Origin of the sequence: Streptomyces sp. SID12501, assembly GCF_010550245.1 — a bacterium.
GTDB lineage: Bacteria > Actinomycetota > Actinomycetes > Streptomycetales > Streptomycetaceae > Streptomyces.
Map to the genome: position 1 here is coordinate 34,566 of NZ_JAAGLU010000021.1, position 26,936 is coordinate 61,501.

A 26,936-nucleotide genomic window follows, 5' to 3' on the forward strand; every position below is an offset into this window, starting at 1 on the left:
CAGTCCGATCCGGCCGGTCGGACCGATGGTCCCGATCAGTCCGTGGTCGAACTGACCCTGCACGTCGAGGACTTCGCCGGGCCCTACCGCTGGCGGTGGGTGCTGGTGGCGCCGGACGGCGGGGTCCTCGCCCGGCACGAGGTCCGCCTCGACCCGACCGGCCCGCAGTACGAGGCCTTCCTCGACCTGCCCGGATATCTGCGCCGGCACGCGGCCCCGGACGTACGGGCCGCGCGGGAGCGGGAGATCGTCCGGGACGTGGGCACGTGGATCGGCACGGAGGTCCTCGGGCCCGTCGCACCCGCGCTGCTCGCGGCGGCCCCGGCGGTGGTCCGGGTCGTCGTGCCGAGGGACGTGCCGGCCGCGCGGCGTCTGATGTTCGTACCCCTGGAGCTGGCGCATGCGGAGGGGCGGCCACTGGCCGTCCAGGACGTGACGCTGGTGACGCAGTGGGGTGCGGGGCGCGAGGGTGAGGAGCGTGGAAGGGAGCGGCCCGTAAGGGTGTTGGCGCTGTTCAGTCTGCCCGAGGGCAGCCGTGCGCTGAACCTGCGGCGCGAACGGCTCGCACTGACCCGGCTGTTCACAGACGCGGCGCGCTCCGGGCTCGCTGTGGAGGTGCACACCCTGCAGTACGGGGTGACGCGCGAGCGGCTGCGTGCCGTACTGGCGCGGCCGGCCGGCTGGGACCTCGTCCACGTCTCCGGCCACGGCGCCCCCGGCGAACTCCTCCTGGAGACCGACGCCGGGCGCCCCGACCGTATCCGGGCACCCGAACTCGTCGGCCTTCTCGGCACCGCCCGTGACGTCTGTCTGGTCACGCTGTCGGCCTGCTGGTCGGCCGCGGCCGGGACCTCGGCGGGCGACGAGGCTTCCACCGACCCAGAGGGGCCCGTGGTCGGGGCCGTCGCCGGGGACCTCGTCGAGCGGCTCGGGTGTGCGGTGCTGGCCATGCGGTACCCGGTGGAGGACGGGTTCGCGATCGCCCTCGCCGAGGGTCTGTACCGTCAACTGGTCATCGAGGGAAGGGTGTTGCCCCGGGCGCTGGCTGGGGTGGTGGCCGAGCTGTCGGAGTCGGGCTCCCCGGCGGAGGGGGTGCCAGCGTCAGCTCTCCGGGCGGCGACTCCCGCACTGTTCGGGGCGCGGGCGGTGAGGCTCACCCTGGGGGCGCCGATCGGTCAGGTGCCGGACGCGACGGGCGCCCCCGGCCAGGAGATGGCCGCCGAGCTCCCGCCCGTACCGGAGTACTTCGTCGGCCGTGTGGCCCTCCTCGCGCGTGCCGGCGCAGCGCTGGCCCCCCGCAGCGGGTTCTGCGGAGTGCTGCTGCAAGGCATGCCCGGGGCCGGAAAGACCGCGTGCGCAGGGGAGTTGGCCGCGACGCACGCGCACGCCTTCGAACGGGTCGTCTGGTTCACGGCACCCCAGGAACAGGAGCAGCAGTATTCGGAGGGAGCGCTCGCCTCCTTCGCGCTGGCCCTGGAACAGGCGGTGCCGGGACTGCGCTGCCTGCATCTGCTGGACGCGGGCGGGGGGCCCGGACAGCCGGCGGAGGAATTCGTCCGCACCGTCGTCTCGTGGCTGGGGCGGGAGCGGGCGCTGCTGGTCGTCGACGGCATCGACGCGCTGCTGACCCCCGACAGGGCCTGGCGGGACCGGCGTTGGGAGGATCTGGTCGCCGCGATGTCCGGGCACTCCGGGGCGGGGCGCCTGATCCTGTGCGGGCGCGTCCGGCCGGCCGGGCTGGGGCCGCGCGTACGGACCGAACCGGTCGACCTGCTGACCCCCGACGAGGCACTGCTGCTCGCCCGCGAACTGCCCCACCTGGCACGCCTGATCGACGGACGGCTCCCCGGTACGCCCCCTGCGGCTGCCCGGCGACTCGGCACCGGACTTCTCCAACTCGCGCAGGGCCACCCGAGGCTGCTGGAGCTGGCCGACGCCCAGGCCGCCGATCCGGAGCGCCTGACCCGGCTGCCGGCCGCCGGAATCCGGGCATCGGCGGCCGATGGCACCGGCGACACCGCCGACGACGAGCACCTACGCGCACTCCGCGCCTGGTCCGCCGGAATCGCAGCCGAACTCACCCCCGTCGACCGCGACTTGTTCCACATCCTGTGCTGTCTGGAGGAGACGGACCGCACCCGTCCGGCCGTGGACCACAACTGGCCCGACCTGTGCATCCAACTCGGCCACGCGGACAGACCTGTTGAGACGGCGCTACGGACACTGGTCGGCCATGGTCTGCTCACCACGCGGCCTGGACAGTCGTACGAGATCCAGGCCGCCGTCGCCGCCGAAGGGCGGGCGCGGGCCGGTGCGCGGGTCCGGGAGCTGGTCGACACGCGGATGTCGGGGTACTGGCTGCACATTTTCGAGATGGCGTGGACCCGCGAGGGCACCGACGCGGAGGGCGCCCAGCTGGCTGGGCCGCTGCTCACGCACGCCGCGCTGTCCGCCGCGCCCTATCTGATCCGGATGCGGCAGGAGTCGTCCGCCGCGACGCTGCTGGAAGCCGTGTTGCGCCGGGACGTCTCGGGTCCGACCAGGGCCCGTGTGCTGCCGCTGCTGCGCCGGATCGCGGTCCGCGCCGCGTCCGCGCCGGGCAGCGGAGTGGTGCCGCCGACAGAAGCGCTCGCGCGGGTGGTCGGCGAGACCGACCCGGTCCTCGCCGAACGGCAGGAACGCGCCGCCCTGGCCTCGGCGCTCGAACGCGGGGACCACTCCGCCGCCGCCACCGCGACCAGCGGCCTGGTCGACGTCTGCTTGCGCACCGGACGCCTGACCGAGGCACTCGCCCTCGCCGACCAGGGCGCCGACCACGCGCGACGGGCCGGCCTGGGCACCTGGACGACGCTCCTGTACGAGGTCCAGCGGCTGCACGTCCTGTCGCAGACCGACCGGGCCGGCGAGGCCCTCGCCGAGGCCGACTCCCTGCACCGGCGGATGCGAGACGTCCCCCGGGAACGCGGGCCCCGGGAGGGAGTCGACTGGTGGGAGGTCTGGGAGGAGCTGTGCGACACCGGGCAGCGCGCCGCGATCGAGGCGGGCGAGTGGCAGCGGGCTCTGGAGTACGCCGACGACCTGTGCGGCTCCAAAAGAGCGCGCGGCGCGGCGGTCACCGACTTCGCGCAGGCCCGCCTGCCCGCGTACATGCCGTTGTTGCGCCTGGGCCGGACACAGGACGCGCTGCGGCTGCTCGAGGAGTGCCGGGAGGTCTTCGAGGGCTCCGGGGACTTCATGTACCTGGGTGAGGTGTTCGGGGCGCTCGCCAATGTGGCGGACGTGCGCGGACACGGCGAGGTGGCGATCGCCCGGGAGCGGGACAGTCTGCGGTACGCGTACCGGGCGGGGTTTCCGGCGCTCGTCGCGGTCGGCCACGCCAACCTCGGTACCTATCTGCACAGCCACGCGCGGGACGCGGCGGGAGCGGTCGCCCACCATCTCGCGGGGGCGCTGCTCGCCAGGCTCAGCGGGGGCGGCCGGACGATGAACGCGGCGGTGGCCCTGGTGGGCGACCTCCGGGAGTTCGGGGCAACCGCCGACGCTCAGCTTCCGTCGAACGTCGAGGAGTTGTGCGTGCGGGTGGGCGCGGTGCCCGGGGTCGCCCTGGACCTGCTGCTGGCCGGCCTGGACCCGGGGCTCACCCGCGCCCGGGAGACGCTCGCCACGCTGGTCCGGGAGGCCCGCGAGAGTGCGCGGGAGGAAGAAACGGGGGCGAACCGGCTCGGCGTCGTACAGCTGGCGGTGTGGGGCATGACCTGGGAGCCGGTGCTCTCGGCGCTGGTGGCCGCCGAGCGGCGCAACACGGCGGCGAAGGTGAAGCTGCGCCAGCACCTCGCCCGGCTCGTCTCGCTGGACCCGATGTTCGTCCCCCTGGCCGACGTACTGGGCCGGATCCAGGGCGGTGAGCGCGGACCGGGTGTGCTCGGCGGGCTGGGACCTCTCGACGCCAGGGTGGCCCAGCGCGCGCTCGACGCGCTGGCCGGCCGGGCGACCGTACCCGTCGAACTGTGGACCGTGATGCATCTCGGCATCGCCTTCGGCAGCTTCGTCGCCGCCGCTCTCGGCCAGGACGGGACCGGCGAGGTGAGCCGCGAGAACCTGGACGGGTTCGCCTCGGACCCCGTCCTCGCGCAGATGGCCTCGGTCCTGGAGCGGATCCTCGCCGGCGAACGCGGCCCCGGGCTCGCCGCCGGGCTTCGGCAGCCGACCCAGCGGGCGGCGATCGCCGCGGTGCTGCACTACCTCAACGACGTCGAATCGGCGGCCTGTTGACCGATCGGTGGCGACCACCGGCTGGGATACTGCGGGCATGGCGGACGCCCCGAAGATCAACGAAGTACGGCTCGGCGACAACGGCGTGCTGGAGTTCTACGACGGCACGGCGTGGGTCCTCTACCCGGACGTGCCCGACGACGACGGGCCGCCCCAGGCGCTGACCAAGGACTCCCCCACGTCCGAAGACTGGCCGCGGTGAACACAGAACCGCCGCCCGTCCCGTCCGGGCCGGGTGTCGGCACGCCCTTCGACGCCCTCCCCTCCCCGCTCGACGCCGTGCCCGAACTGCGGGCCGCCGCACGGTGGATGATCGCCTCGTTCGGCGCGGTCGGGGTCGCGCTCGTCGGCGGTGGGCCGCTGGTGGCCGTCGGGAAGGTGCACGGGCTGGGCGAGGCGCTGATCGCAGGCGGTGCGCTGGCCGTCGCGCTCGCCGGGGTCTGCCTCGCCGTCTGGCAGGTCAGCCGGGTGCTCGTGCCGCCGATCACCACTGCGGCCACGCTCGGCACCCCGGCGGCACGCGGACTGCGCGAGCTGGTCGACGCCTCCCCCGCCGATTTCTTCGGCTCCGCCGCCACCGGCGTCGACGACCTGCTGCGTCACCGTGCCGTCGCCGTGAACATCCACCGCGCGCTCGCGGCCGAGACCGACCCGCACCGCCGCGAACAGTTGCGAGGGCATCTGGACCGGGCGAAGGCCAACATCGCCCGCACGGAACCTTTCGTACGCTGGCTGCTCGCCATGGCGCACGTCTGGCAGATCCGGGCGGCTTTCCACGAGGCCCGCCGCTGGTGCCTGCTCGCGGTGACCCTCGTGGCGGCCGGGGCGGTGGCCTTCCTGACGGTGACGGGAGGGGGCGGCAAGGGCTGACACCGGACTGACACCGGTGCCCTGCTACTGGGTCAGTACGCCCTCCAGGAACGGTTCGATGGCCGCGCGCCAGGCCTCCGGCCGGTCGTAGTGCACGAGGTGGCCGGCGTCGGCCACCTCCGCGTACTCGCCCCTGGGCAGGACGCGGACCATCTCCTGCGCCTCCGCCCGGCCCAGTTCACCGTCCAGGCCGCGCACGACCAGGGTGGGGCACTGGACCTGCGTCAGCTCCTCCCAATGCGCGTCGAACACCCAGGTCTCGCGGGACTTGAGCATCTGCTCGGGCTCGAAGACGGGGCGCCAGCCGTCGGGGGACTCCTGCATCACCTCGGCGTAGAACTCGCCGCGCGAGGGACTGGGCCGCTCCACCCAGGGGTCGTCCTCACCGAACCACTTGCGTACGTCGGCGAGGGTGGCGAAGGGGGCGGGCCAGGCCTTGAACCAGTCCTCCCACTCCCGCTGGGAGGCCGCGCCCAGCGCCGACGCCCGCATGTCGCAGATGATCAGGCCGTGCACCAGGTCGGGGCGTTTCGCGGCGAGCTGCCAGGCGGTCAGGGCGCCCATGGCGTGGCCTATGAGGACGACCGGGCCGAGGCCGAGCTGTTCGATCGCCGCCTCGGCGTCCTCGACGTACGCCTCGCGGGTGTAGATGTCGCCGGGCGGACGGTCGCTCTGGCCGTGGCCCCGCTGGTCGAGTGCGACGGCCCGGTGCCGCTCGCCCAGCCAGCGGGCGGCGGACGCCCAGTGCGAGGCACGGCCCATGAGCCCGTGCAGTAACAGCACGCCGGGTGCCCGGTCGGGGTCTCCTGGCCGGGCCTGCTCCTCGCCGGTTTTGGGAGGGTCGGCGAACTCCCAGGCGGCAAGTCGTACGCCGCCTGCTCCGGTCACGTCGATACGCCGCGCCACAGGTCCTGGCACCCCCCTAGCTATCGATGTTTCCTCTGCCGATCGCTGGATCACTGAGTCAATGGGACCAGATCACCGGATCGCTGGACCACAGATTATCGAATGGCTATTCGAAAATGCGGTCTGCGGCCGCAACACCCCTCGTTCGAGTGACACCGCTCAAGGAATGATCCGCGTGGCCGAGGGGAGATCTTCTGCGGGAGGCGGACCGCTCGGGGAAAACGGTCCGTAGGGGATGACCCTGGGAGCTCGGGGCTCCGGGTCAGCACAGGGGAGGACAGGCCCCGGCGCCACTTGGCGCCGGGGCCCTCTTCACGTCCGCGGCACATCCTCACGCTCCCCCTCCCCGCCGGGCGCCACCGCTGCCGAACCCGGCCAAGAGCCCTCAAGTCATATGCCTTCGCGACAGCGTGGCACGCGAAACGGCCGAGCGCTGCGATTCCGCACACTGAATCTTGGATTGGCGCCCTGGAACGGCACGGATCCCAGAACCCGGCAAGTTCCTCCTAGGTCAGAGGAGTTGACGGTGCGGCAGCGGAGGCCGGGTCAGCGCTTCGCCACGAACACGTGCGAGGCCACGTCCGCCTCCAGCTCTGCCGCCTCGCCGCCGCTGCCGACCAGCACCCCGCCGGCCGCCTCCGTCACGCTGACCACCGAACCGGGCTGCACACCCGCGCGGCGCAGCGTGTACATCAGCTGCGCGTCCGTCTGGATGGGCTCGCCGATGCGCCGTACGACGACCGTCTTGCCGTCCACACCCGGGTCGAGGTCGGCCAGCGAGACCATGCCCTCGTCGAGGAAGGGGTCCGCGCCGTCCTTCTCGCCCAGCTCCTCCAGGCCCGGGATCGGGTTGCCGTAGGGCGACTCGGTGGGGTGGCGCAGGAGTTCGAGAACGCGGCGCTCCACGGCCTCGCTCATCACGTGCTCCCAGCGACACGCCTCCGCGTGGACCTGCTCCCACTCCAGGCCGATCACATCGACGAGCAGGCACTCCGCGAGGCGGTGCTTGCGCATGACACGGATGGCCAGGCGGCGGCCCTCGTCCGTGAGCTCGAGGTGCCGGTCGCTGGCGACCGCGACCAGACCGTCCCGCTCCATCCTCGCCACGGTCTGGCTGACCGTCGGTCCGCTCTGGTCCAGCCGCTCGGCGATCCGGGCGCGCATGGGGACCACACCTTCCTCCTCCAGCTCGAGGATGGTGCGGAGATACATCTCCGTCGTATCGATCAGTCCGGACATTCGTGCCCCTTGATGAGATGTGCCGGAGGCTCGACGGCTCCGGCGCGTGCGCTGGCCCTGGCTTCAATTCTGACGCATACCACTGACAACCGTGCCGCCGCGGGGGAACCACACGGTTACAGATCCTCGCGGCCGGGTAGACACCACGTTTCCCCGAGGGTACGGCGACGGGCGCGGGAACGGCCGCTCGCGCTGTTGACAGGGCAGTGGTCCAGACCTCACCGTGATCGGCGACGCAGACGTTTCGAAGACACTTCGAAGACGCTTCGAACCTCCGAGGGGCCCCGGACATGCCGGAACTGAGCGACAGCAAGCCGACCGGACAGCAGGCCGGGCAACTGGCCGGGCAGTTCCTCGACGCCGCGATCGGGCTGCTGCGGCGGGTGCGTGACGAGGAGGCGGACGCCGTGACGGCCGCCGCCACGCTCATCGCCGACACCGTGGCGGCCGAGGGGCGCCTGTTCGCCTTCGGGGCCGGGCACTCCTCGCTCGCCGCACAGGACCTCGTCTACCGCGCGGGCGGCCTCGCCCTGATGAACCTGCTGGCCGTCCCGGGCGTCGTCGGCGTCGACGTCATGCCGGCCACGCTGGGCTCCGCCCTGGAGCGTGTCGACGGCCTGGCCACCGCCGTCCTGGACACGTCACCGCTGCGCTCCGGGGACGTACTCGTGATCATCTCCCTCTCCGGCCGCAACGCCCTCCCGGTGGAGATGGCGCTGCACGCGCGTGCACTCGGCGTGCGGGTCATCGGCGTGACCTCGGTGGCGTACGCGACGGAGACGACGCCCCGGAACTCCTCCGGCACGTTCCTCAAGGACCACTGCGACGTCGTACTCGACTCGAAGATCGCCCCCGGTGACGCCGAGCTCACCCTCGACACCATCCCGGCGCCCTTCGCCCCCGCCTCCACGGTCGTCACGTCGGCCCTGCTCCAGTCGGTCATGGCGACGGCGGCGGGCATCCTGGCGGAGCGGGGCATCGAGCCCCCGCTGCTGCGCTCCGGCAACGTGGACGGCGGCCACGACTGGAACGCCCGCATCCTGAAGCAGTACGGCGACCGGATCTTCTACGAGCGATGAGCTCCGCAGGATGGGCGGAACGGGCTGGATCGGCGGGTAGCAAAACTGCCGGCCGGTTCGTGGCTGGTCGCGCAGTTCCCCGCGCCCCTTACGGGGCCCGACGGCCGTCCTGCTCCCCGAGACCGGCCAGGTCCAGGGCCGTCGCGATGCGGGCGGCCACGTCCTCCGCGTACATCGCGTCAGTGCGCTCGAACTGGCTCCTTCCGGTACCCCGCAGAAACGTCACGACGCCCAGGGTGCGGCCCCGGCTGCGCAGCACCGCGCACAGCGCGTGGACCGAGTCGGGCGGCCACCGGCGCTGGACGGCCCACGCGTGGGCCTGCTCCGCGGCGTACGACCCGGCGCTCGCCCGCACGGACCCGGCCCGCTCGACGCACTGCAGGGCCGGGTGCCCGTCGCCGTAGCCCACCGGCAGTCCGGCCTGGCCGGCGAGGACGCTGGGCCCCGGCGCCCCGGAGGGCGTGGCGGCGATGCGGACCAGCCGTACCGGCCCGTCCCCGTCGTCCGCCGTACCGTCGGCCGCCTCGCCGCCGATGACGGCGATCCGGTCGATGAGCGCGTGGTCGGCGAAGCCCGCGAGGGCGAAGTCCAGGTGCACGGTCGCGGCCTCGGCGGGGTCCTCGCACTCGGCGGAGGCCCGTGCGGCGCGGTGCAGCTGGTGGGTGCGGAACCGCAGCTGCGCCGCCTCCTGCTCGACCTGCTTGCTCTCGGTGATGTCCTGGAACAGCCATCCCACCCCGAGGGGAACCGGCTCCTCGGTGAGCGGCGAGGCCAGCCTCAGGAACCCGCTCCGCCAGCAGCGCCGCTTCTCGCCCTCGGGCGTCCGCACGCTCACCCACATCTCGGCGGGAGCGGGCGGCGCGCCCTCGGCGAGTACGTGCGTCAGCGCGCTCTCCAGCTCCTCGACACCCTGCGCGAGGAGTTCCCCGAGGGGCCGCCCGAGCACGGCGGTACGGCCGGTGCCGAGCGCGCGGGCGGCGTGCGCGTTGACGACGGCGGGCCGCAGATCGGCGTCGACGAGCACGACACCCCAGCTGGCGTCCTCGAACAGGGCCTCGCTCAGCGCGATCGACCGCTCGAGGTCGATCTGCGCGTGCACTTCGCTGAAGGCGCAGTACAGCCCGGCGGGCTTGCCGTCGGGCCCGCGCACGGCGGCCGACTGGGTCCGTACGAGCACGCGCCCGCCGTCCTTGGTCAGCAGCGCGAACTCGTGCACCTGGCGGCCCGGGGCGTGCATCGCGGACAGCAGCCGCCCTTCGATCTCCTCGGCGTCGGCCTTGCGCACGGCCCATCCGGCGAACCCGTGCCGCCCGACGGCCTCGGCGGCGGTCCATCCGAGAATCCGCTCGGCCTCCCGGTTCCAGTGGGTGACCACCCCGTCCACGTCGAAGGCGCACAGGGCGGCGTCCATGCCGTCGAGAAGGGCTGCGAGCAGGTCGAACCCACCGCCGTCCGAGCCTTCCGGGCCGTCCCTCTCGGGCTCGTCCGGTCCCAGCTCGTCGGTGGTCCCACTACGCCGGGAAGCACTCACCTGGACCCCCTGCAGGCCGCGTCCGCACGTACTGCGCGACGGTTCGCTCACTCACCATCATTCAACTCGAACGTGACACAGCACACATCGGGTTCCCCCAAGTTCGAAGGAAATCGTTGCACGGCGGAAATTCGCCGTAGTCCGGGAACAAGCCCCTCCTGCCCCACCACCGCCGGACCAAACCGACCGTCCGGAACGTCCGCGGCCTTCACGATCCCGCGCCCTCATGATTCCGCGCCCGCCAGCCGCAGATCGACCCAGAGGTCGCTCTCCCCGTCCAGCACATACCGCTCGACCTCAACGAAACCGTGGCCGCGCGCGAAGGCGAGCCCGTCCTCGTTGACGGCCAGTACGACCGTCTCGATCCGGCCGGCCCCCAGCTCCCGGGCGAGCGCGAGGCCCAGCCCGTACATCTCGGCCCCGAACCCGCGCGCCGCGCTCACGTACGTCGTCGAGGGACATGGCAGCGGGCGGGACGATCACGTTGTGGACGTGCCGCCAGTCCTCGAGCGCGACCTCGTCGACATCACTCACGGGGACGATACGAAGATCAGACACGGCGCCAGGAAATCGCACGCTCCGGGAGTGCGTCAACGGAGTAGTACCGTGCCGATCATGGCTGACTGGGACATACGACCGGCGTCGGCGTCGGACGTGGAGGCGGTGGCGGAACTGCGCGCCGTCGTGATGCGGGCGGATCTGGAACGACTCGGGCGCTACGACGAGCAGCGCGTCCGGCAGCGGTTCAGGGACGGGTTCGAGGCGGCCCACACCTGGGTGATCGAGGTGGGCGGCGAGTTCGCGGGCTGCGTGGCCCTGCGCCCGGCCGAGGACGCCCACTGGCTGGAGCACTTCTACCTCGACCCGAGGCTTCAGGGCACCGGCATCGGTTCGGGCATCCTGCGCGAACTGCTGGAACGGTGCGACAGCGAGGGCATCCGCGTCCGGCTGGACGTGCTCCAGGGCAGCCCGGCCCGGCGGCTGTACGAGCGGCACGGGTTCACGGTCGAGCGCGAGGACCCGGTGGACGTGTTCATGGTGCGCGCGCCGGCCGGATGAGCGCCGACGGAAGCCGGTTCGAGGCGCAGGCCGCAGGAACGTCCCTTCTCGCGCAGAGCCCGCCGTAGCCCGCCGTAGCACCCCCCTGTGATCCCCTGCGACCTCCCGTGACCCTCTGCGACCTTCTGTGAAGCCCACCGCGAAGCCCTACGCGAGACCCCGCCGCGGAACCCTTCCCGGAGCCCCGGCAACACGCTCCGCCCTTCGGCGTAGCCAGGCGGTCAACCACACAGTGCGCATGCACAATGACCCGGAGTGATCATCGTTCGAGTCGGTCACCGTCACCGACCCGCACCGTGGCCCGACCTCCTCCCCCTCAGCTCCACAGATTGAGGTATGTCATGCATGCGTCCGATCTGAGTCGGCGTTCCGTTCTCGCCGGGACCGCCGCCGGCGCCGCCACCGCCGCGCTCGTCGGCCTCCCGTCCCTCCAGGGCCGTTCCCAGGCCACGGAATCCACGATCGGGACCGCACCCGCCGCGGCGCCCTACGACTGGCACAACGTGGTCATCGGCGGCACCGGATTCGTCACCGGCGTGGTGTTCCACCCCGCCGTCAAGGGGCTCGCCTACGCCCGTACCGACATGGGCGGCGCCTACCGCTGGGACGACGGCGCGGCCCGCTGGATCCCGCTGCTGGACTGGCTCAGCCAGGACGACTCGAACCTCCTCGGCGTCGAGTCCCTGGCCATCGACCCCGCCAAGCCGGACCGCCTCTACCTCGCCCTCGGCAGCTACACCCAGTCGTGGGCGGGCAACGGCGCGTTCCTGCGCTCCGACGACCGCGGGGCGACCTGGACCCGTACCGACCTCACCGTGAAGCTCGGCTCCAACGAGGACGGGCGGGGCACGGGCGAGCGCCTCCTCGTGGACCCGCGCAACAGTGACACCCTCTGGCTGGGCACCCGGCACGACGGTCTCCTCAAGTCGACGGACCGGGGCGCCACCTGGGGCGCCGCGCCGGGTTTCCCGCCCAAGCCCAGCGCCTCCGGCCAGGGCGTCACCGTCCTCGTCGCCGCCGGGCGCACCCTGTACGCCGGCTGGGGTGACGGCGACGGCACCTCGGCCGCGGTCACCCTGTACAGCACCACCGACGGCACCAAGTGGGTACCCGTCCCGGGACAGCCGGCCGGGCCCGCGGCCAAGATGCCGATGCGGGCCGCGTACGACAGCCGCGCCAAGGAGCTGTACGTGACGTACGCCGACGCCCCCGGCCCCAACGGCCAGTTCAACGGCAGCGTGCGCAAACTGGCCGTCACCACGGGTACGTGGACCGACGTGACACCGGTGAAGCCCGGCGGCGCCGACGGCTTCGGATACGGCGGGGCCGCCGTCGACCTCCAGCGCACCGGCACGGTCGTCGTCACCACCAACAACCGCTGGTCGTCGGGCGACACCCTGTTCCGCACCACCGACGGGGGCCGGACCTGGACCTCCCTCAAGGACTCGGCGACCATCGACGTGTCGGAGACCCCCTACCTCAAGTGGGGCAAGGCCGCGCCGACGTTCGGCTGGTGGATCCAGATGGTCGCCGTCGACCCGTTCGACTCCCGGCACATCGTCTACGGCACCGGCGCCACCCTCTACGGCACCCGCGACCTGAAGAAGTGGGCCCCGCAGATCCGTGGCCTGGAGGAGACGTCGGTGCTCTTCCTGATCTCGCCCCCGACCGGCCAGGCCCATCTGCTCAGCGGCTCACGGGACATCGGCACGCTCTACCACGACCGGCTCACGGCGTCTCCGGCCGGCGGTCTGGCGACCAACCCCCTCTTCACCACGGCGACGGGCCTCGCGCAGGCCGCGAAGAAGCCGTCGTACGTGGTCCGCACGGGCACGGGTGACAACGGCAACGGCGCCTTCTCGAACGACGGCGGGCAGACCTGGACGCCCTTCAAGTCCCAGCCGTCCATCGCCAAGGAGGCACCGGGGCCGATCGCCACCACCGCCGACGGCAGCGTCCTGGTGTGGTCCTTCGTGCACTGGGACGGCTCGAAGCATCCGACCCAGCGCTCCACGGACAACGGCGCCACCTGGTCCGAGGTCGCCTCCTTCCCCATCGGCGCGACGCCGGTGGCGGACCCGGCCGACCCCGCGGTCCTGTACGCGTACGACACCGCCACCGGAAAGCTGTTCGCCAGCACCGACAAGGGGCTGACGTTCACGGCCCGGGCCACCGGACTCCCCTCCGGCGATGCCGGGTTCAAGCTCGTCGCGGCGCCGGGACGCTCCGGAGACCTGTGGCTCAGCACCAAGGGCAACGGGCTGTACCGGTCCACCGACGGCGGCAGGTCCTTCGCGAAGGTCACGAGCTGCCAGGCCTCGCTCACGCTCGGCTTCGGCGCGGCGGCCGACGGCGCCTCCTACGTGTCCGTCTACCACGTCGCCACCGTGGGAGGCGTCACCGGCGTCTACCGCTCCGACGACGCCGCGAAGACCTGGCGGCGCATCAACGACGACCAGCACCAGTGGGGCTGGCTCGGCGAGGCCATCACCGGGGACCCCCGCATTCCCGGCATGGTGTACCTGGCCACCAACGGCCGGGGCATCCAGTTCGGGCAGACCGCCTGACAGCCGTCCCAGCCGTCACCGTGGTCTCCGTCGTCTCCGTCGTCTCCGTCCCGACCTCTTCGATAAATCGGTTGATGCGCGGTCGATCGCTTCCTAGGGTGTGGCTTACACATGATGGGAGGTGATCGGGTACATGAGTGAAACCCGGACGCGTGAGGTGGCTGCGGGCTAGCGGCTCGCCACCACGTTCAATGCGGTGCCGGACCAGCGTGGGCGACTGACACGCAGCCGGCCGAATCCAACGCAGTCACCCGACCCGCGAGCTCGCCGGTACGTCCGGCCGGCCCCTCCTCCGGAGGGACCGAGCTCGCGGGTCGTCTGCGTTCTTCAGGCCCCAGGTTTCTCAAGCCCTCAGGGTGCGCTTGGCGAGTTCGTACGCCGGGAGCATCGCCTCGTGTTCCTCGGTGTCCAGACCTCCGAGGTGTACGACGACCGGTCCGCGCGGGGTCGTGACGGCGAGGGCGCGCTCGGTCTTCGCCTCGTCGTCGAACTCGGTCTTGTACGCGTACTTCACCTCGACGCCGGCGAGGGGGCCCGCTTTGAACGTGCTGTACTGCGCCTTGCTCGCACCGGTCTCGGCTGCCATGAAGGCCTCCAGCACTGTGCGGGCGTCGTCGGCGCCCGGATCGCCGGTCCAGACGCGCAGGAAGCCGATGTGCCCGGCGGGCTTGGCGTCCACCTCGCACACGAGGGACACCGGGCCCTGGCGCAGAGGCGTTTCGACGGCTTCCGCCGTCCAGTCCTCGGCCATGTCGAAGGTGACGGGGAGCTCGCAGGCCGAGCCGTCGGCTCCGATGCTGCCGCCGCTCTTGGCGCCCACCCCGTCCGCCGTCGCCGAGGCGGTCGCGGTCACCTTCGTCTTCGCGTCGTCGTCCGCTGCCTTCGAGCAGCCCGTGAGTGAGCCCGCCAGTGCCGCCACCAGCAGCGTCACCTGGACCAACCCGCGCCGTCCGTTCCCCGCCCCGACCAGCATGTGCCGTGTCTCCCCTCGTTCGAGCGGGTCACATTATCGGAGCGGGTCACAGTCCGTCGTACTCGGTCGGGGCAGCCCGACCGGGTGACGACCTCAGCGCGCGATCCCCTCGTACCCCTCGATCTCCTGCGGGTTCCGCGTCCCCGGGCCGATATAGCGGGCCGACGGGCGTACGAGCCTGCCGGTGCGCTTCTGTTCCAGGATGTGGGCGGACCAGCCGGCCGTGCGGGCGCAGGTGAACATGGACGTGAACATGTGGGCCGGGACCTCGGCGAAGTCCAGGACGATCGCCGCCCAGAACTCGACATTCGTCGCCAGGACCCGGTCCGGGCGGCGGGCGTGCAGCTCCGCCAGCGCGGCCTTCTCCAGGGCCTCGGCGATCTCGAAGCGCGGGGCGCCCAGCTCCCGGGCCGTGCGGCGCAGCACGCGCGCGCGTGGGTCCTCGGCCCGGTAGACGCGGTGGCCGAAGCCCATCAGGCGCTCGCCCTTGTCCAGGGCCTGTTTCACGTACGCCTCCGCGTCGCCCGTGCGTTCGATCTCCTCGATCATGCCGAGGACCCGGGAGGGGGCGCCTCCGTGCAGGGGGCCGCTCATCGCCCCGACCGCGCCCGACAGGGCCGCCGCCACGTCCGCGCCCGTCGACGCGATCACGCGTGCCGTGAAGGTGGACGCGTTCATGCCGTGCTCGGCCGCGCTCGTCCAGTAGGCGTCCACCGCGGCCACATGCTTCGGGTCCGGTTCGCCGCGCCAGCGGATCATGAAGCGTTCGACGACGGACTGCGCCTTGTCGATCTCGCGCTGCGGGACCATGGCGTTGCCCTGGCCGCGCGCCGACTGGGCGACGTACGACAGGGCCATGACGGCGGCGCGGGCCAGGTCGTCGCGGGCCGTCCGCTCGTCGATGTCGAGGAGCGGGCGCAGGCCCCAGACGGGGGCGAGCATCGCCAGCGCCGACTGGACGTCCACCCGGATGTCGCCGGAGTGCACCGGGATCGGGAACGGCTCCGCGGGCGGCAGGCCGGGGTTGAAGGCGCCGTCGACGAGCAGGCCCCAGACGTTGCCGAAGGAGACGTGGCCGACCAGGTCCTCGATGTCGACGCCCCGGTACCGGAGTGCGCCACCCTCCTTGTCCGGTTCGGCGATCTCCGTCTCGAAAGCGACTACTCCCTCAAGTCCGGGTACGAAGTCGGACATCAGGCGGCTCCTCTTGATGTGTGCGACAGGGGTACGGCCGTGCGGCCGGGTGCGCGAGATTTGTGTCCGGTGCGGTTCCACGGCCATTTCACACTGCTCGCGGTCCGAAACGGTCACCTGGCTGATGCCCCGTTCGGCCGGTCGTCCAACCGGAGGGGCAACAGCACGATATCCCCGGGTGCCACCTTTGGGGAGCCCTTGCGGCACTCAGTGCCACTCGATGCCGCTCGATTTCGCTCGGTGACGGCGGCGATACGGCAGGATGACCGTGTGACCGACCCCGACGCCGCCCCCTCCCACGGCCCACTCGATCCCGTCGACCCCGCCGTCATGCGCAAGCAGTACCGCTCCGACGGCCTCGCCGAGGGCGAGCTGGCCGACGGTCCCATGGAGCAGTTCGCGCGCTGGTTCCGGCAGGCCGCCGCGGACGCCGGGCTCGTCGAACCCAACGCCATGGTCGTCTCCACCGCCGACGCCGGCGGGCGGCCCTCCTCTCGTACCGTGCTGCTGAAGCAGTACGACGAGCAGGGCTTCACCTTCTTCACCAACTACGGCTCCCGCAAGGGGCGCGACCTGGCCGCCAATCCGTACGTCTCGCTGCTGTTCCCCTGGCTGCCGCTGGGCCGCCAGGTCGTCGTCACGGGCGTCGCACGCCGTACGGGGCGCGACGAGACGGCCGCCTACTTCCGCACCCGGCCGCACGGCTCCCAGCTCGGCGCCTGGGCCAGCGAGCAGTCCTCGGTGATCCGCTCCCGGGACGAACTCGAAGGCTCGTACGCCGAGTTGGCCGCCCGCTATCCGGAGGGCGAGCAGGTGCCGGTGCCGCCGAACTGGGGCGGGTACCGGGTGGCCCCGGAGACGGTCGAGTTCTGGCAGGGGCGCGAGAACCGGCTGCACGACCGGCTGCGGTACGTGGCGGAGGCGGACGGGAGCTGGCGCGTGGAGCGGCTCAGCCCCTGACCGGCCGGGCGGTGAGGGGTCACGGTGCCGGTGGCCGGTCCAGGGACTCGTCCAGCAGGGTCGCCCACTGGGCCACCACCCGGTCCCTGCGTCCGGCGTCGTCCGTGAGCAGGTTCGCCAGGCCCAGGCCCCGGGACATGTCCAGCAGGCCCTGGACCGTCTCCCGTACGCCCGGACGGGACTCGTCGGCACCCAGCAGGTCCACCGCGATACGGTGCGTCTCTCGGCCCACGCGGCCCTCCAACTCGGTTACGCGCGGGCGCAGTTGCTCCTCGTTCGAGGCGGCCACCCAGAGGTGGAGGGCGGCGCGGAAGAGGGGGCCGGTGTAGAGGTCGACCAGGGCGGCGACCACCGCGCGGCGGTTGGCGGCGCCCTCGGGGAAGAGGGCGCGCAGCGCGGTGGAGCGTTCCTCGGCGACGTACTCGACGGCGGCCGTGAACAGGTCCTCGCGGGTCGGGAAGTGGTGCTGGGCGGCGCCCCGGGACACGCCTGCGCGTTCCGCGACGACGGAGACCGTGGAGCCGGCCCAGCCGTGTTCGGCGAGGCAGGCCACGGCGGCCTCCAGCAGGCGCTGGCGGGTGACCCGGCTGCGGTCCTGCTTGGGTTCGCGTCTTGATTCGCGTTTGGGTTCGCGTCTTGGTTCGCGTGTCAAAGCGTCCATACCGGGTCCCGTCGTTCGAGGAACGCTGTCATCCCCTCGCGGGCCTCGGCGGAGGCGAACAGCCGTGCCGACAGGGCGGTCAGCTCGGTGGTGTCCCGGTCGAAGATCTCCAGCACCTTAGCCGTGAGCAGCCGCTTCGTCTCCGCCAGGGCGCCCGGCGCAGCCCTGCGCAGCCCGTCGAGGATCGGCTCCAGGGCCGCGTCGACGTCCTCGGCCGCCTCCGTGAGCAGGCCGGTACGGGCGGCCTGCACGGCGTCGAAACGGGCGCCGGTGAGGTAGTGGCGGGCGGCGGCACGCGGGTCGAGGCGGGGCAGCAGCGGCATCGAGATGACGGCGGGCGTGACTCCGATCCGTACCTCCGTGAACGCGAACGAGGTCTCCGGTCCGCCGATCGCGAGGTCGCACGCGCCGAGCAGGCCGAGGCCGCCCGCCCGTACGTGGCCGGTCACCCGTGCGACCACCGGTTTCGGCAGCTCCAGGAGCTGCCGGAGCAGGCCGACGAAGGCCGCCGGGTCGGGCGGCTGCTTCAGGTCCGCGCCCGCGCAGAACGTGTTCCCGGTGTGCGTGAGGACGACCGCGCGTACGGCCGGGTCCTTGCCGCAGTCCGTGAGCGCGTCCGCGAGGTCCCGCACAAGGTGCGCGGACAGGGCGTTGCGGGTCGCGGGCGCGTCCAGGGTGAGCGTGGCGATGCCACGCGCGCGCGTGGCGGTCACTGCCGGTGTCAAGACTTCTCCCTCAGTCGGCGGCGCAGGATCTTGCCCGAGGCGGCCCTCGGTACGGCGTCGATGAAGGTGACCTGGCGGACGCGCTTGTACGGGGCGACGCGCTCGGCGACGTGCATCATGACCTCTCCTTCGGAGAGGTCGGTGGCGGACGGCTGGCGGACCACGTAGGCGTGCGGGACCTCGTTGTGGTCCTCGTTGTAGACGCCGATGACAGCCGCGTCGGCGATACCGGGATGCGTGAGGAGCAGGGCTTCGAGTTCGGCGGGGGCCACCTGGAAGCCCTTGTACTTGATGAGTTCCTTGACGCGGTCCACGACGAACAGCCAGCCGTCGTCGTCGACGCGGCCGACGTCCCCGGTGTGCAGCCAGCCGTCGGCGTCGATCATCGCGGACGTCGCCTCGGGGTTCCCGAGGTAGCCCTTCATCACCTGGGGGCCGCGGATGGCGACCTCGCCGGCCTCGTCGGCGTCGGCGTCCCGGTCGGGGTCGTCGAGGGAGAGGATCCGCATCTCGGTGTTCGGGAGGAGCTTGCCGACCGTCCCGGGAGGGGCGGTGCGCATGGCGTCCAGGGGGACGACATGGGTGCCCGGGGACAGTTCCGTCATGCCGTACGCCTGGCCGAGCGGGGGCAGGCCGAGCCGCTCCGAGCAGGCGGCGGCGAGCGCCGCGTCCAGGGGAGCGGCGGAGCTGATGATGTACTCCAGGGACGACAGGTCGTGGTTCGCGACCGCCGGGTGCTTGGCGAGGGCCAGGACGATCGGCGGGGCCACGAACAGGCCGGTGATGCGGTGCTTCTCGATGGCGGCGAGGAACGTGTCGAGGTCGAAGCGCGGCAGGACGACCACGGCGGCGCCCTGCTTCAGGGGCATGTTCATGAGGGCCGTCAGGCCGTAGATGTGGAAGAACGGCAGCACGGCCAGGATGCGGTCACCGGGGGCCACCGAGACGCACTGCGCGAGCTGTCCGAGGTTGGTGGCGATGGAACGGTGCGTGAGCATCACCCCCTTGGGGATACCGGTCGTCCCGGAGGAGTACGGGAGGGCCGCCACGTCCTCTCCCGGGTCGATGCCGATCTCCGGGTCGGGCGCGGTCGAGGCGAGCATGTCGATGAGCGAGCGATGCCCGGGCGCGCTGTCGCAGACGAAGATCTCCCGTACGCCGCCGGCCCGTTCGGCCGCCTCGCGGGCCGCCTCCAGGAGCGGTGAGACGGTGACGATCCAGTTGGCGCCCGAGTCGCGCAGCTGCTTGGCGAACTCCTCCGCGGTGGCGAGCGGATGCACGGTCGTGACGGTGGCACCCGCGCGCGTGGCGGCGTAGAAGGCGGTCGGGAAGGCGATCGTGTTCGGGCTGTGCAGGGCGAGGACATCGCCCTTGCGGACGCCCGCCTCGGCGAGTCCGGCGGCTATCCGCCGGTGGAAACGGTCCAGTTGGTCGTACGTGAGGGTGGTGCCGTCGACGCCGTCGACGAGGGCGGGCGCGTCGCCGAACTCGGCGGCCCGGCCCAACACCGCCTCGTGGATGGGGAGATCGACGGGTTCGACGTCTGCGTACTCGCTGCGGAACATGGTTCCTCCTCGCGCAAAACCGTGCCGGGTCAGTACGACTTGGGCAGGCCCAGGGTCTGGTGGGAGACGTAGTTGAGAATCATCTCGCGGCTCACCGGAGCAATACGAGCCACGCGGGCGACCGTTATCAACGAGGCGAGCCCGAACTCCCGTGTGAGGCCGTTGCCGCCGAGGGTGTGCACGGCCTGGTCGACGGCCTTCACACAGGCCTCCCCGGCCGCGTACTTGGCCATGTTGGCCGCCTCGCCCGCGCCGACGTCGTCACCGGCGTCGTACAGCGCGGCGGCCTTCTGCATCATCAGGCGGGCGAGTTCGAGTTCGATGTGCGCCTGGGCGAGGGGATGCGCGACGGCCTGGTGGGCGCCGATGGGCTCCTTCCAGACGGTGCGCTCCTTGGCGTACCGGACGGCCGTGCCGAGCGCGTACCGCCCGATGCCGATGGCGAACGCGGCCGTCATGATGCGTTCCGGGTTGAGCCCGGCGAAGAGCTGGAGCAGCCCGGCGTCCTCGTCGCCGACGAGCGCGTCGGCGGGCAGCCGTACGTCGTCGAGGGTCAGCTCGAACTGCTTCTCCGGGGACTCGATGTCCATGTCGATCCGGCGCCTGCTGAAGCCTTCGGCGTCGCGCGGGACGATGAACAGGCAGGGCTTCAGCCGTCCCGTACGGGAGTCTTCCGTACGGCCGACGATGAGGACGGCGTCCGCGATGTCCACGCCCGAGATGAACACCTTGCGGCCGGTCAGGAGCCAGTCGCCGGTGTCCGGGTCGCGGCGGGCCGTGGTGGAGATGCGGTGGCTGTTGGAGCCGGCGTCGGGTTCGGTGATGCCGAAGGCCATGGTGCGGGTGCCGTCGGCGATTCCGGGGAGCCATTCCTGTTTCTGGGTGTCCGTGCCGAAGCGGGCGATGACGGTGCCGCAGATCGCCGGGGAGACGACCAGCATGAGGAGGGGGCAGCCTGCGGCGCCCAACTCTTCGAGGACGATGGAGAGTTCGGCTATGCCGCCGCCTCCGCCGCCGTAGGTCTCGGGGAGGTTGGCGCCGAGGTAGCCGAGTTTGGCTGCGTCTTCCCAGAGTTCGGTGGGGTGGCGGTTTTCTCGGGTGACTGTGGCCAGGTATTCACGGCCGTAGCGCTTGCCCAGGGCGGAGACTGCGGTGCGGAGTGCTTTGTGCTCTTCGGATTCGATCATGGTCATGGAAATCCCTAAGGGGGAGGGGGTTTCGGTTGTGTGGTGCCTACGGGTGCGTCGTGGCTTGTCGCGCAGTTCCCCGCGCCCCTAGGTCTGATCCACTACTGCCAGCAACATGCCGACCTCTACCTGTTGTCCAGGTGTGGCGTGAAGGGCCGTGAGCGTGCCTGTCGCGGGAGCGGCAATCTTGTGTTCCATCTTCATCGCCTCCAGCCACAGGAGGGGCTGTCCGGCCTGTACGGGGGCTCCTGGCGCCAAGCCCTCCGCCACCCGGACCACCGTCCCCGGCATGGGCGCCAGCAGGGAACCCGGGGCGTGCTGTGCCGTCGGGGCCGGGAAGCGGGGCAGGGCGGTGAGGGTCGTGTGGTTGACGTGGATCTCGTCGCCGTACCTCGTCACCTCGAACTTCCTTCGCACGCCGGCCACTTCGAGTACGACGAGACGCGCGTCGGCGTGGATGACCCGGACCCCCTCCCTCTCCCCCGCCGCCTCCGCCGTCAGGCCCTCGCGGGTGTGGCGGTAGCTCGCCTCGTGCTCCTCGCCGTCCGCCGTCGCGTAGCGCTTGACCTGCGGTTGGGCGGGCAGGTTGCGCCAGCCGCCGAAGCGGGAGCGGCCGTGGGCGTCGGCCAGGGCGGCGGCCAGGGGTGCGTGGGGATCGGGGGTCGGTTCGGTCAGTTCGGGGAGGTGGCGGTCGTAGAAGCCCGTGGTCATACGGGCCGTCGTGAACTCCTCGTGGCGCAGGGAGCGGACAAGGAGGTCGCGGTTGGTGATCGGGCCGTGGATCGTCGTCCGTTCCAGGGCGCCCGCCAGCTTGCGGATCGCCTCCGCGCGCGTGGGGGCGTGTACGACGACCTTGGCGAGCATCGGGTCGTAGTGGACGGGGATCGGGTCGCCGTCGGCGTAGCCGGTGTCCAGGCGGACGTTCTCCGCCGCCGGGACTGCCAGGCGGTGCAGGGTGCCGGTCTGCGGGGTCCAGGCCGCCGCCGGGTTCTCGGCGTACAGGCGGGCCTCTATCGCGTGGCCACGCGCGCGTGGGGGGCTGTTTTCGAGAGCGTCGAGAGCCTCAAGAGCACAGCCCTCCGCGACGCGTATCTGGAGGGCCACCAGGTCGATGCCGAAGACCGCCTCCGTGACCGGGTGCTCGACCTGGAGGCGGGTGTTCATCTCCAGGAAGTGGGCCCTGCCGTCCTCCCCCACGAGGAACTCGACCGTGCCGGCGCCCGTGTAGTCGACGGCACGGGCCGCCCGTACGGCCAGTTCGTGGAGTTCCGCGGTGAGCGTCTCCGGGATGCCGGGGGCCGGGGACTCCTCGATCACCTTCTGGTGGCGGCGCTGGAGGGAGCAGTCGCGGGTGCCGAGCGCCCACACCGTGCCGTGGTTGTCGGCCAGGATCTGGACTTCCACATGCCGACCGCCCTCCACGTACGGCTCGACGAAGACCTCGCCATCGCCGAAGGCGCTGTGAGCCTCGGCGCGGGCCGCCTCCAACTCACCCTCCAGCTCGGCGAGTTCGCGTACGACGCGCATTCCGCGCCCACCACCGCCCGCCGCGGCCTTGACCAGTACCGGCAGGTCGGCCTCGGTGACGTCCGTCAGCGGCTTGAGCCCCATCAGCTGCTTGGCGCGCGTCTTGGACGCCATCGCCTCGATCGCGGCCGGGGGCGGGCCGATCCACACGAGTCCCGCGTCGAGTACGGCACGTGCGAAGCCGGCGTTCTCCGACAGGAAGCCGTACCCGGGGTGCACCGCGTCCGCGCCCGCCGCCAGCGCCGCCTTCACGATTCTGTCGCCGCGCAGATACGTGTCCGCGGAGGCGGCCCCCGGCAGCCGTACCGCCGCGTCGGCCACGCGCGCGTGGAGGGCGTTCTCGTCGGCGTCCGAGTGCACGGCGACCGTTCGGATACCCAGCTCACGGCAGGTGCGGAAGATCCGGCAGGCGATCTCCCCACGGTTGGCGACGAGTACGGAGGTGATCACAGTTGGTTCCCCAGGCATCGTTGATTTCCTTACATCCGGAAGACGCCGAAGCCGCCGCGGGCGCCCTCGTAGGGGGCGGTGTGGATCGCGGAGAGGCACAGGCCGAGGACGGTTCGGGTGTCGCGCGGGTCGATGACGCCGTCGTCGTACAGCCGCCCGGAGAGGAACATGGGCAGGGACTCGGCCTCGATCTGCTGCTCCACCATGGCCCGTAGCGCGGCGTCGCCCTCCTCGTCGTACGGCAGCCCCCTCGCGGCGGCCGACTGGCGGGCGACGATCGACAGCACGCCGGCGAGCTGCTGGGGGCCCATGACGGCGGACTTGGCGCTGGGCCAGGCGAAGAGGAAGCGGGGGTCGTAGGCGCGCCCGCACATGCCGTAGTGCCCGGCGCCGTAAGACGCCCCCATGAGGACGGAGAGGTGGGGGACTCGGGAGTTGGAGACCGCGTTGATCATCATCGCGCCGTGCTTGATGATCCCGCCCTGCTCGTACTCCTTGCCGACCATGTAGCCGGTGGTGTTGTGGAGGAAGAGGAGCGGGATGTCGCGCTGGTTGGCGAGCTGGATGAACTGGGCGGCCTTCTGCGACTCGGCGCTGAAGAGGACCCCTTGGGCGTTGGCGAGAATGCCGACCGGATAGCCGTGGAGGGTGGCCCAGCCGGTCACGAGGCTGGTCCCGTAGAGGGGCTTGAACTCGTCGAAGTCGGAGGCGTCGACGATGCGGGCGACGACCTCGCGCGGGTCGAAGGGGGTGCGCAGGTCGCCGGGCACGATGCCGAGCAGTTCCTCGGGGTCGTACTTGGGCGGCTGGACGTCGGCCGGGCTCGGATCGGCGTACGCCTTGCGGTGGTTGAGGCGGGCGACGACCCGGCGGGCCTGGCGCAGGGCGTCGTGCTCGTCGAGGGCGAAGTAGTCGGCGAGGCCCGACACGCGCGCGTGCATCTCGGCGCCGCCCAGCGACTCGTCGTCGCTCTCCTCCCCGGTGGCCATCTTCACGAGGGGCGGCCCGCCGAGGAACACCTTGGCGCGCTCCTTGACCATGATCACGTGATCGGACATGCCGGGGATGTACGCCCCACCGGCGGTGGAGTTCCCGAACACGACCGCCACCGTGGGAATCCCGGCGGCGGAGAGCCGGGTGAGGTCGCGGAAGACGGCCCCCCCGGGGATGAAGATCTCCTTCTGGGACGGGAGATCCGCGCCGCCGGACTCGACGAGGCTGATGAAGGGCAGCCGGTTGGCGAGCGCGATGTCGTTGGCGCGCAGGGCCTTCTTCAGGCTCCAGGGGTTGCTGGCACCGCCGCGCACGGTCGGGTCGTTGGCCGTGATCAGGCATTCCACACCCTCGACGACCCCGATACCGGTGACGAGCGAGCCCCCGACCGCGTACTCGCTCCCCCAGGCCGCGAGCGGCGACAGCTCCAGGAAGGGCGTGTCTGGGTCGAGGAGCAGCTCGATGCGTTCCCGGGCGAGGAGTTTGCCGCGGGCGTGATGCCGGGCGACGTACTTCTCGCCGCCACCCGCGAGCGCCTTGGCGTGCTCGGCGTCGAGGGCGGCGAGTTTGCCGAGCATGGACTCGCGGTGGGACGCGAAGTCCGCACCTGTCACGCCTGTGGTGTCGAGGCTGGAGGTCAGGACCGTCAAAGCAGTGCCTCCGGTATGTCGAGGTGCCGGGAGCGCAGCCATTCGCCGAGCGCCTTGGCCTGCGGATCGAAGCGGTGCTGCGCGGCGACGCCCTCGCCGAGGATGCCCTCGACGGTGAAGTTGAGAGCGCGGAGGTTCGGGAGGGTGTGGCGTACGACGGTCAACTCGGCGGTCTCCGGGAGCAGTTCACGGAACCGGGTGACGGTGAGGGTGTGGGCGAGCCAGCGCCAGGCCTCGTCGTTACACACCCAGACACCGACGTTGGCGTTGCCGCCCTTGTCACCGCTGCGGGCACCGGCGACGAGCCCGAGGGGTGCGCGGCGGGTCGGACCGGGCGGCAGGGGGTCGGGCAGGGGCGGCTTCGGCTGCTCTTCCAGTACGAGGGTGTCGTGCGGCGGGGGTACGGGGATCCGGCGCCCGTCGTCCAGGACGGCCACATGGTCCACGGCGTCCTGCGGAACGTACTCCGCCTCGAAGATCCCGTAGGGGGCGCCCTTCCCGGGGGGCGCCAGGACGTGGAACCCGGGGTAGCTGGCGAGGGCGAGTTCGACGGCGGCGGCGCTGAGGGTGCGGCCCACGGTGTTCTGGTCGGGATCTCGGACGACGAGCCGGAGCAGGGCGCTGGCCGTCTCCTCGGTGGGGGCGTCGGGGTGGTCGGTGCGGGCGAGGGTCCAACTGACTTCGGCGGGACGGGACTTGGCCGCGTAGAGCGTGGTTTCCAGCTGGTCCCGGACGAGTGCGGCCTTGAGGTCGATGTCGAGACCGGTGAGGACGAAGGTGACCTCGTTGCGGAATCCGCCGAGCCGGTTGAGGCCCAACTTGAGGGTGGGCGGGGGCGCTTCCCCTCGTACGCCGTGGACACGTACCCGGTCGGGGCCGTCCTGGGTGAGGCGGACGGTGTCGAGGCGGGCGGTCACGTCGGGGCCGGCATACCGGGCGCCCTGTGTCTCGTACAGGAGTTGGGCGGTGACCGTGCCGATGTCGACGACGCCACCGGTGCCGGGATGCTTGGTGATGACGCTCGTGCCGTCTGGGTGGATCTCGGCGAGGGGGAAGCCGGGGTGGCGGAGGACGGACCTGGAGTCGCCCATGTGCTCGGCGAAGAAGGCGTAGTTGCCGCCGGTGGCCTGCGTACCGCACTCCAGCACATGCCCTGCGACCACCGCGCCCGCGAGCCGGTCGTGGTCCTCCGGTCCCCAGCCGAAGTGGGCGGCGGCGGGCCCGGCGACGAGGGCGGCGTCGGTGACCCGGCCGGTGACGACGACGTCCGCGCCCTCGCGCAGACAGGCGGCTATGCCGAAGGCGCCCAAGTAGGCGTGTGCGGCAAGGCTGTCGGGATGGCCGACGGTGAGGTCGTCGCCCTCGACGTGGGCGACGCGGACGGGGATGCCGAGTCGGTCGGCGAGTTTTCGGACGTCCTCCGCGAGACCCGCCGGGTTGAGGCCACCGGCGTTGGCGACGATCCGCACCCCGCGCTCATGGGCGAGCCCGAGGCACTCCTCCAACTGCCGCAGGAACGTACGGGCATACCCGGCCGACGGGTCCTTGAGCCGGTCGCGGCCCAGGATGAGCATCGTCAGCTCGGCCAGGTAATCGCCGGTGAGGACATCGAGCTGGCCGCCGTCCAGCATCTCGCGCATGGCGTCGAAACGGTCGCCGTAGAAGCCGGAGGCGTTGCCTATGCGCAGGGGGGCCGGGTAGTCCTGGGGGGCGGTCACTGTGTGCGCCCCTCCGGTGCGCGTCCGTTGCCCGGCGGTCCCGCGAAGGCCTGGGCGATGTCGAGCCACTGGTCGGCGTCGTCGCCTTCGGCGCGCAGGGCGAGGTCGGCGCGGTGGGCGCGCTGGGTGACGAGAAGGCAGAAGTCGAGGGCGGGGCCGGTGACCAGGCCGACCGCGTGCTTCGGGTCCTCCGGACCGTACGTCCACAACTCCCCTGCGGGGCCGACGAGTTCCACGCGGAACTCGTCGAACGGTGGGGCCATCCCGTGCACACCAAACGCGAAGTCGCGGGTGCGGACACCGAGTCGGGCGATGTGCCGGAGCCGGGCGGTGGGGGCGATCCGGGGTACGCCCAGCGCGTCGGCCACGTCCAGGCCGTGGGCCCAGGTCTCCATCAGCCGGGCGGTCGCCATGGAGGCGGCGGACATCGGCGGCCCGTACCAGGGGAACCGCGCCCCGTCGGGTGCCGCACGCAGGGCGTCCGCCAGGGCCTCGCGCCCGGCCCGCCAGTCCGCGAGCAACCGCGCGGGCGGCTTCTCCGCCCACTCCTCGGCGCCGTTGTCCACGAAGTCCCCTGGCGAGGTCAGCGCTTTCTCCACCTCACGGTCGAAGGCGGCCCGGTCGGTCACGGCCAGCACGGAGGAGTGGTCGGTCCAGGCGAGGTGCGCGATCTGGTGGGCGACGGTCCAGGCAGGGGCGGGGGTGTCCAGAGCCCACTGCTCTGCACCCAACTCGGCGACCAGCTGGTCGAGTTGGGCGCCCTCCTGGCGCAGGTCGTCGATGACGGCCGACGGGTCGGACACGAGGCGC

20 protein-coding genes and 1 pseudogene are annotated in these 26,936 nt (G+C 71.9%); 7 read left to right on the forward strand and 14 right to left on the reverse strand.

The window, feature by feature from the left end:
- The first annotated feature begins 42 nt into the window (after positions 1–42).
- The 3 genes from G3I71_RS24835 to G3I71_RS24845 are packed head-to-tail and all read left to right on the forward strand — an operon-like array spanning position 43 to position 5,142.
- Positions 43–4,272, forward strand: a complete 4,230-nt coding sequence (locus G3I71_RS24835; protein ID WP_164317406.1) for a CHAT domain-containing protein — start codon at positions 43–45, stop codon at positions 4,270–4,272.
- Between the two features lie 37 nt (positions 4,273–4,309).
- Positions 4,310–4,474 carry a hypothetical protein gene (locus G3I71_RS24840; protein ID WP_164317408.1) on the forward strand — a complete coding sequence of 55 codons (165 nt, stop codon included), beginning with the start codon at positions 4,310–4,312 and terminating at the stop codon, positions 4,472–4,474.
- A complete protein-coding gene (locus G3I71_RS24845) occupies positions 4,471–5,142 on the forward strand; it encodes a hypothetical protein (protein ID WP_164317410.1) in 672 nt (223 codons plus the stop codon). Before G3I71_RS24840 ends, G3I71_RS24845 begins: the two co-directional genes overlap by 4 nt.
- A 24-nt stretch (positions 5,143–5,166) precedes the next feature.
- On the opposite strand, the gene G3I71_RS24850 is transcribed toward G3I71_RS24845, so the two are convergent.
- Together G3I71_RS24850 and G3I71_RS24855 are read right to left on the reverse strand one after the other, a co-directional pair.
- Positions 5,167–6,048, reverse strand: coding sequence for an alpha/beta fold hydrolase (locus G3I71_RS24850; RefSeq protein ID WP_164317412.1), 882 nt, complete (start codon positions 6,046–6,048; stop codon positions 5,167–5,169).
- A 546-nt stretch (positions 6,049–6,594) separates the two neighbouring features.
- Positions 6,595–7,287 (reverse strand): metal-dependent transcriptional regulator, encoded by a 693-nt coding sequence (locus G3I71_RS24855; RefSeq protein WP_164317414.1) that lies wholly within the window; start codon positions 7,285–7,287, stop codon positions 6,595–6,597.
- Positions 7,288–7,577: 290 nt separating this feature from the next.
- Between G3I71_RS24855 and G3I71_RS24860 the strand changes: the two genes are divergently transcribed.
- Entirely contained in the window at positions 7,578–8,366 is a 789-nt protein-coding gene (locus G3I71_RS24860) for an SIS domain-containing protein (protein WP_164317416.1), read from the forward strand.
- An 88-nt stretch (positions 8,367–8,454) separates the two neighbouring features.
- Here the strand turns inward: G3I71_RS24860 and G3I71_RS24865 are convergent, their stop codons facing one another.
- Together G3I71_RS24865 and G3I71_RS24870 are read right to left on the reverse strand one after the other, a co-directional pair.
- Complete coding sequence (locus G3I71_RS24865) at positions 8,455–9,897, reverse strand: PAS domain-containing protein (RefSeq protein WP_164317418.1); 1,443 nt, start codon at positions 9,895–9,897, stop codon at positions 8,455–8,457.
- Positions 9,898–10,121: 224 nt separating this feature from the next.
- Positions 10,122–10,455, reverse strand: a pseudogene (locus G3I71_RS24870) (GNAT family N-acetyltransferase).
- Between the two features lie 57 nt (positions 10,456–10,512).
- On the opposite strand from G3I71_RS24870, the gene G3I71_RS24875 reads away from it, so the two are divergent.
- Positions 10,513–10,956 carry a GNAT family N-acetyltransferase gene (locus tag G3I71_RS24875; protein ID WP_164317420.1) on the forward strand — a complete coding sequence of 148 codons (444 nt, stop codon included), beginning with the start codon at positions 10,513–10,515 and terminating at the stop codon, positions 10,954–10,956.
- 341 nt (positions 10,957–11,297) lie between these two features.
- On the forward strand, positions 11,298–13,523 hold the full coding sequence (locus G3I71_RS24880) for a sialidase family protein (RefSeq protein WP_164317422.1): 2,226 nt from the start codon (positions 11,298–11,300) through the stop codon (positions 13,521–13,523).
- Between the two features lie 343 nt (positions 13,524–13,866).
- On the opposite strand, the gene G3I71_RS24885 is transcribed toward G3I71_RS24880, so the two are convergent.
- Both G3I71_RS24885 and G3I71_RS24890 read right to left on the reverse strand, forming a co-directional pair.
- Positions 13,867–14,496, reverse strand: a complete 630-nt coding sequence (locus tag G3I71_RS24885; RefSeq protein ID WP_164317424.1) for a lipoprotein — start codon at positions 14,494–14,496, stop codon at positions 13,867–13,869.
- A gap of 93 nt (positions 14,497–14,589) precedes the next feature.
- The gene (locus tag G3I71_RS24890) at positions 14,590–15,690 is read right to left on the reverse strand and encodes a citrate synthase 2 (protein WP_164317426.1); all 1,101 of its coding nucleotides are present in this window, start codon (positions 15,688–15,690) and stop codon (positions 14,590–14,592) included.
- A gap of 330 nt (positions 15,691–16,020) precedes the next feature.
- On the opposite strand from G3I71_RS24890, the gene pdxH reads away from it, so the two are divergent.
- On the forward strand, positions 16,021–16,650 hold the full coding sequence (gene pdxH / locus G3I71_RS24895; RefSeq protein ID WP_164317638.1) for a pyridoxamine 5'-phosphate oxidase: 630 nt from the start codon (positions 16,021–16,023) through the stop codon (positions 16,648–16,650).
- 19 nt (positions 16,651–16,669) lie between these two features.
- On the opposite strand, the gene G3I71_RS24900 is transcribed toward pdxH, so the two are convergent.
- From G3I71_RS24900 to G3I71_RS24935, 8 genes are all read right to left on the reverse strand, one after another.
- Positions 16,670–17,311 carry a TetR/AcrR family transcriptional regulator gene (locus G3I71_RS24900; RefSeq protein ID WP_164317428.1) on the reverse strand — a complete coding sequence of 214 codons (642 nt, stop codon included), beginning with the start codon at positions 17,309–17,311 and terminating at the stop codon, positions 16,670–16,672.
- Entirely contained in the window at positions 17,299–18,036 is a 738-nt protein-coding gene (locus G3I71_RS24905) for an enoyl-CoA hydratase family protein (protein ID WP_164317429.1), read from the reverse strand. The genes G3I71_RS24900 and G3I71_RS24905 overlap by 13 nt, the downstream gene beginning before the upstream one ends.
- Entirely contained in the window at positions 18,033–19,601 is a 1,569-nt protein-coding gene (locus G3I71_RS24910) for a 4-coumarate--CoA ligase family protein (RefSeq protein ID WP_164317431.1), read from the reverse strand. Before G3I71_RS24910 ends, G3I71_RS24905 begins: the two co-directional genes overlap by 4 nt.
- A gap of 29 nt (positions 19,602–19,630) precedes the next feature.
- Entirely contained in the window at positions 19,631–20,794 is a 1,164-nt protein-coding gene (locus tag G3I71_RS24915) for an acyl-CoA dehydrogenase family protein (protein ID WP_164317433.1), read from the reverse strand.
- 81 nt (positions 20,795–20,875) lie between these two features.
- Entirely contained in the window at positions 20,876–22,783 is a 1,908-nt protein-coding gene (locus G3I71_RS24920) for a biotin carboxylase N-terminal domain-containing protein (RefSeq protein ID WP_203731261.1), read from the reverse strand.
- A gap of 11 nt (positions 22,784–22,794) precedes the next feature.
- Positions 22,795–24,408, reverse strand: coding sequence for an acyl-CoA carboxylase subunit beta (locus G3I71_RS24925; RefSeq protein ID WP_164317435.1), 1,614 nt, complete (start codon positions 24,406–24,408; stop codon positions 22,795–22,797).
- Positions 24,405–26,126, reverse strand: coding sequence for an acyclic terpene utilization AtuA family protein (locus G3I71_RS24930; RefSeq protein ID WP_164317437.1), 1,722 nt, complete (start codon positions 26,124–26,126; stop codon positions 24,405–24,407). Before G3I71_RS24930 ends, G3I71_RS24925 begins: the two co-directional genes overlap by 4 nt.
- Positions 26,123–26,929, reverse strand: a complete 807-nt coding sequence (locus tag G3I71_RS24935; protein ID WP_164317439.1) for a TIGR03084 family metal-binding protein — start codon at positions 26,927–26,929, stop codon at positions 26,123–26,125. The genes G3I71_RS24930 and G3I71_RS24935 overlap by 4 nt, the downstream gene beginning before the upstream one ends.
- Positions 26,930–26,936: the final 7 nt, after the last annotated feature.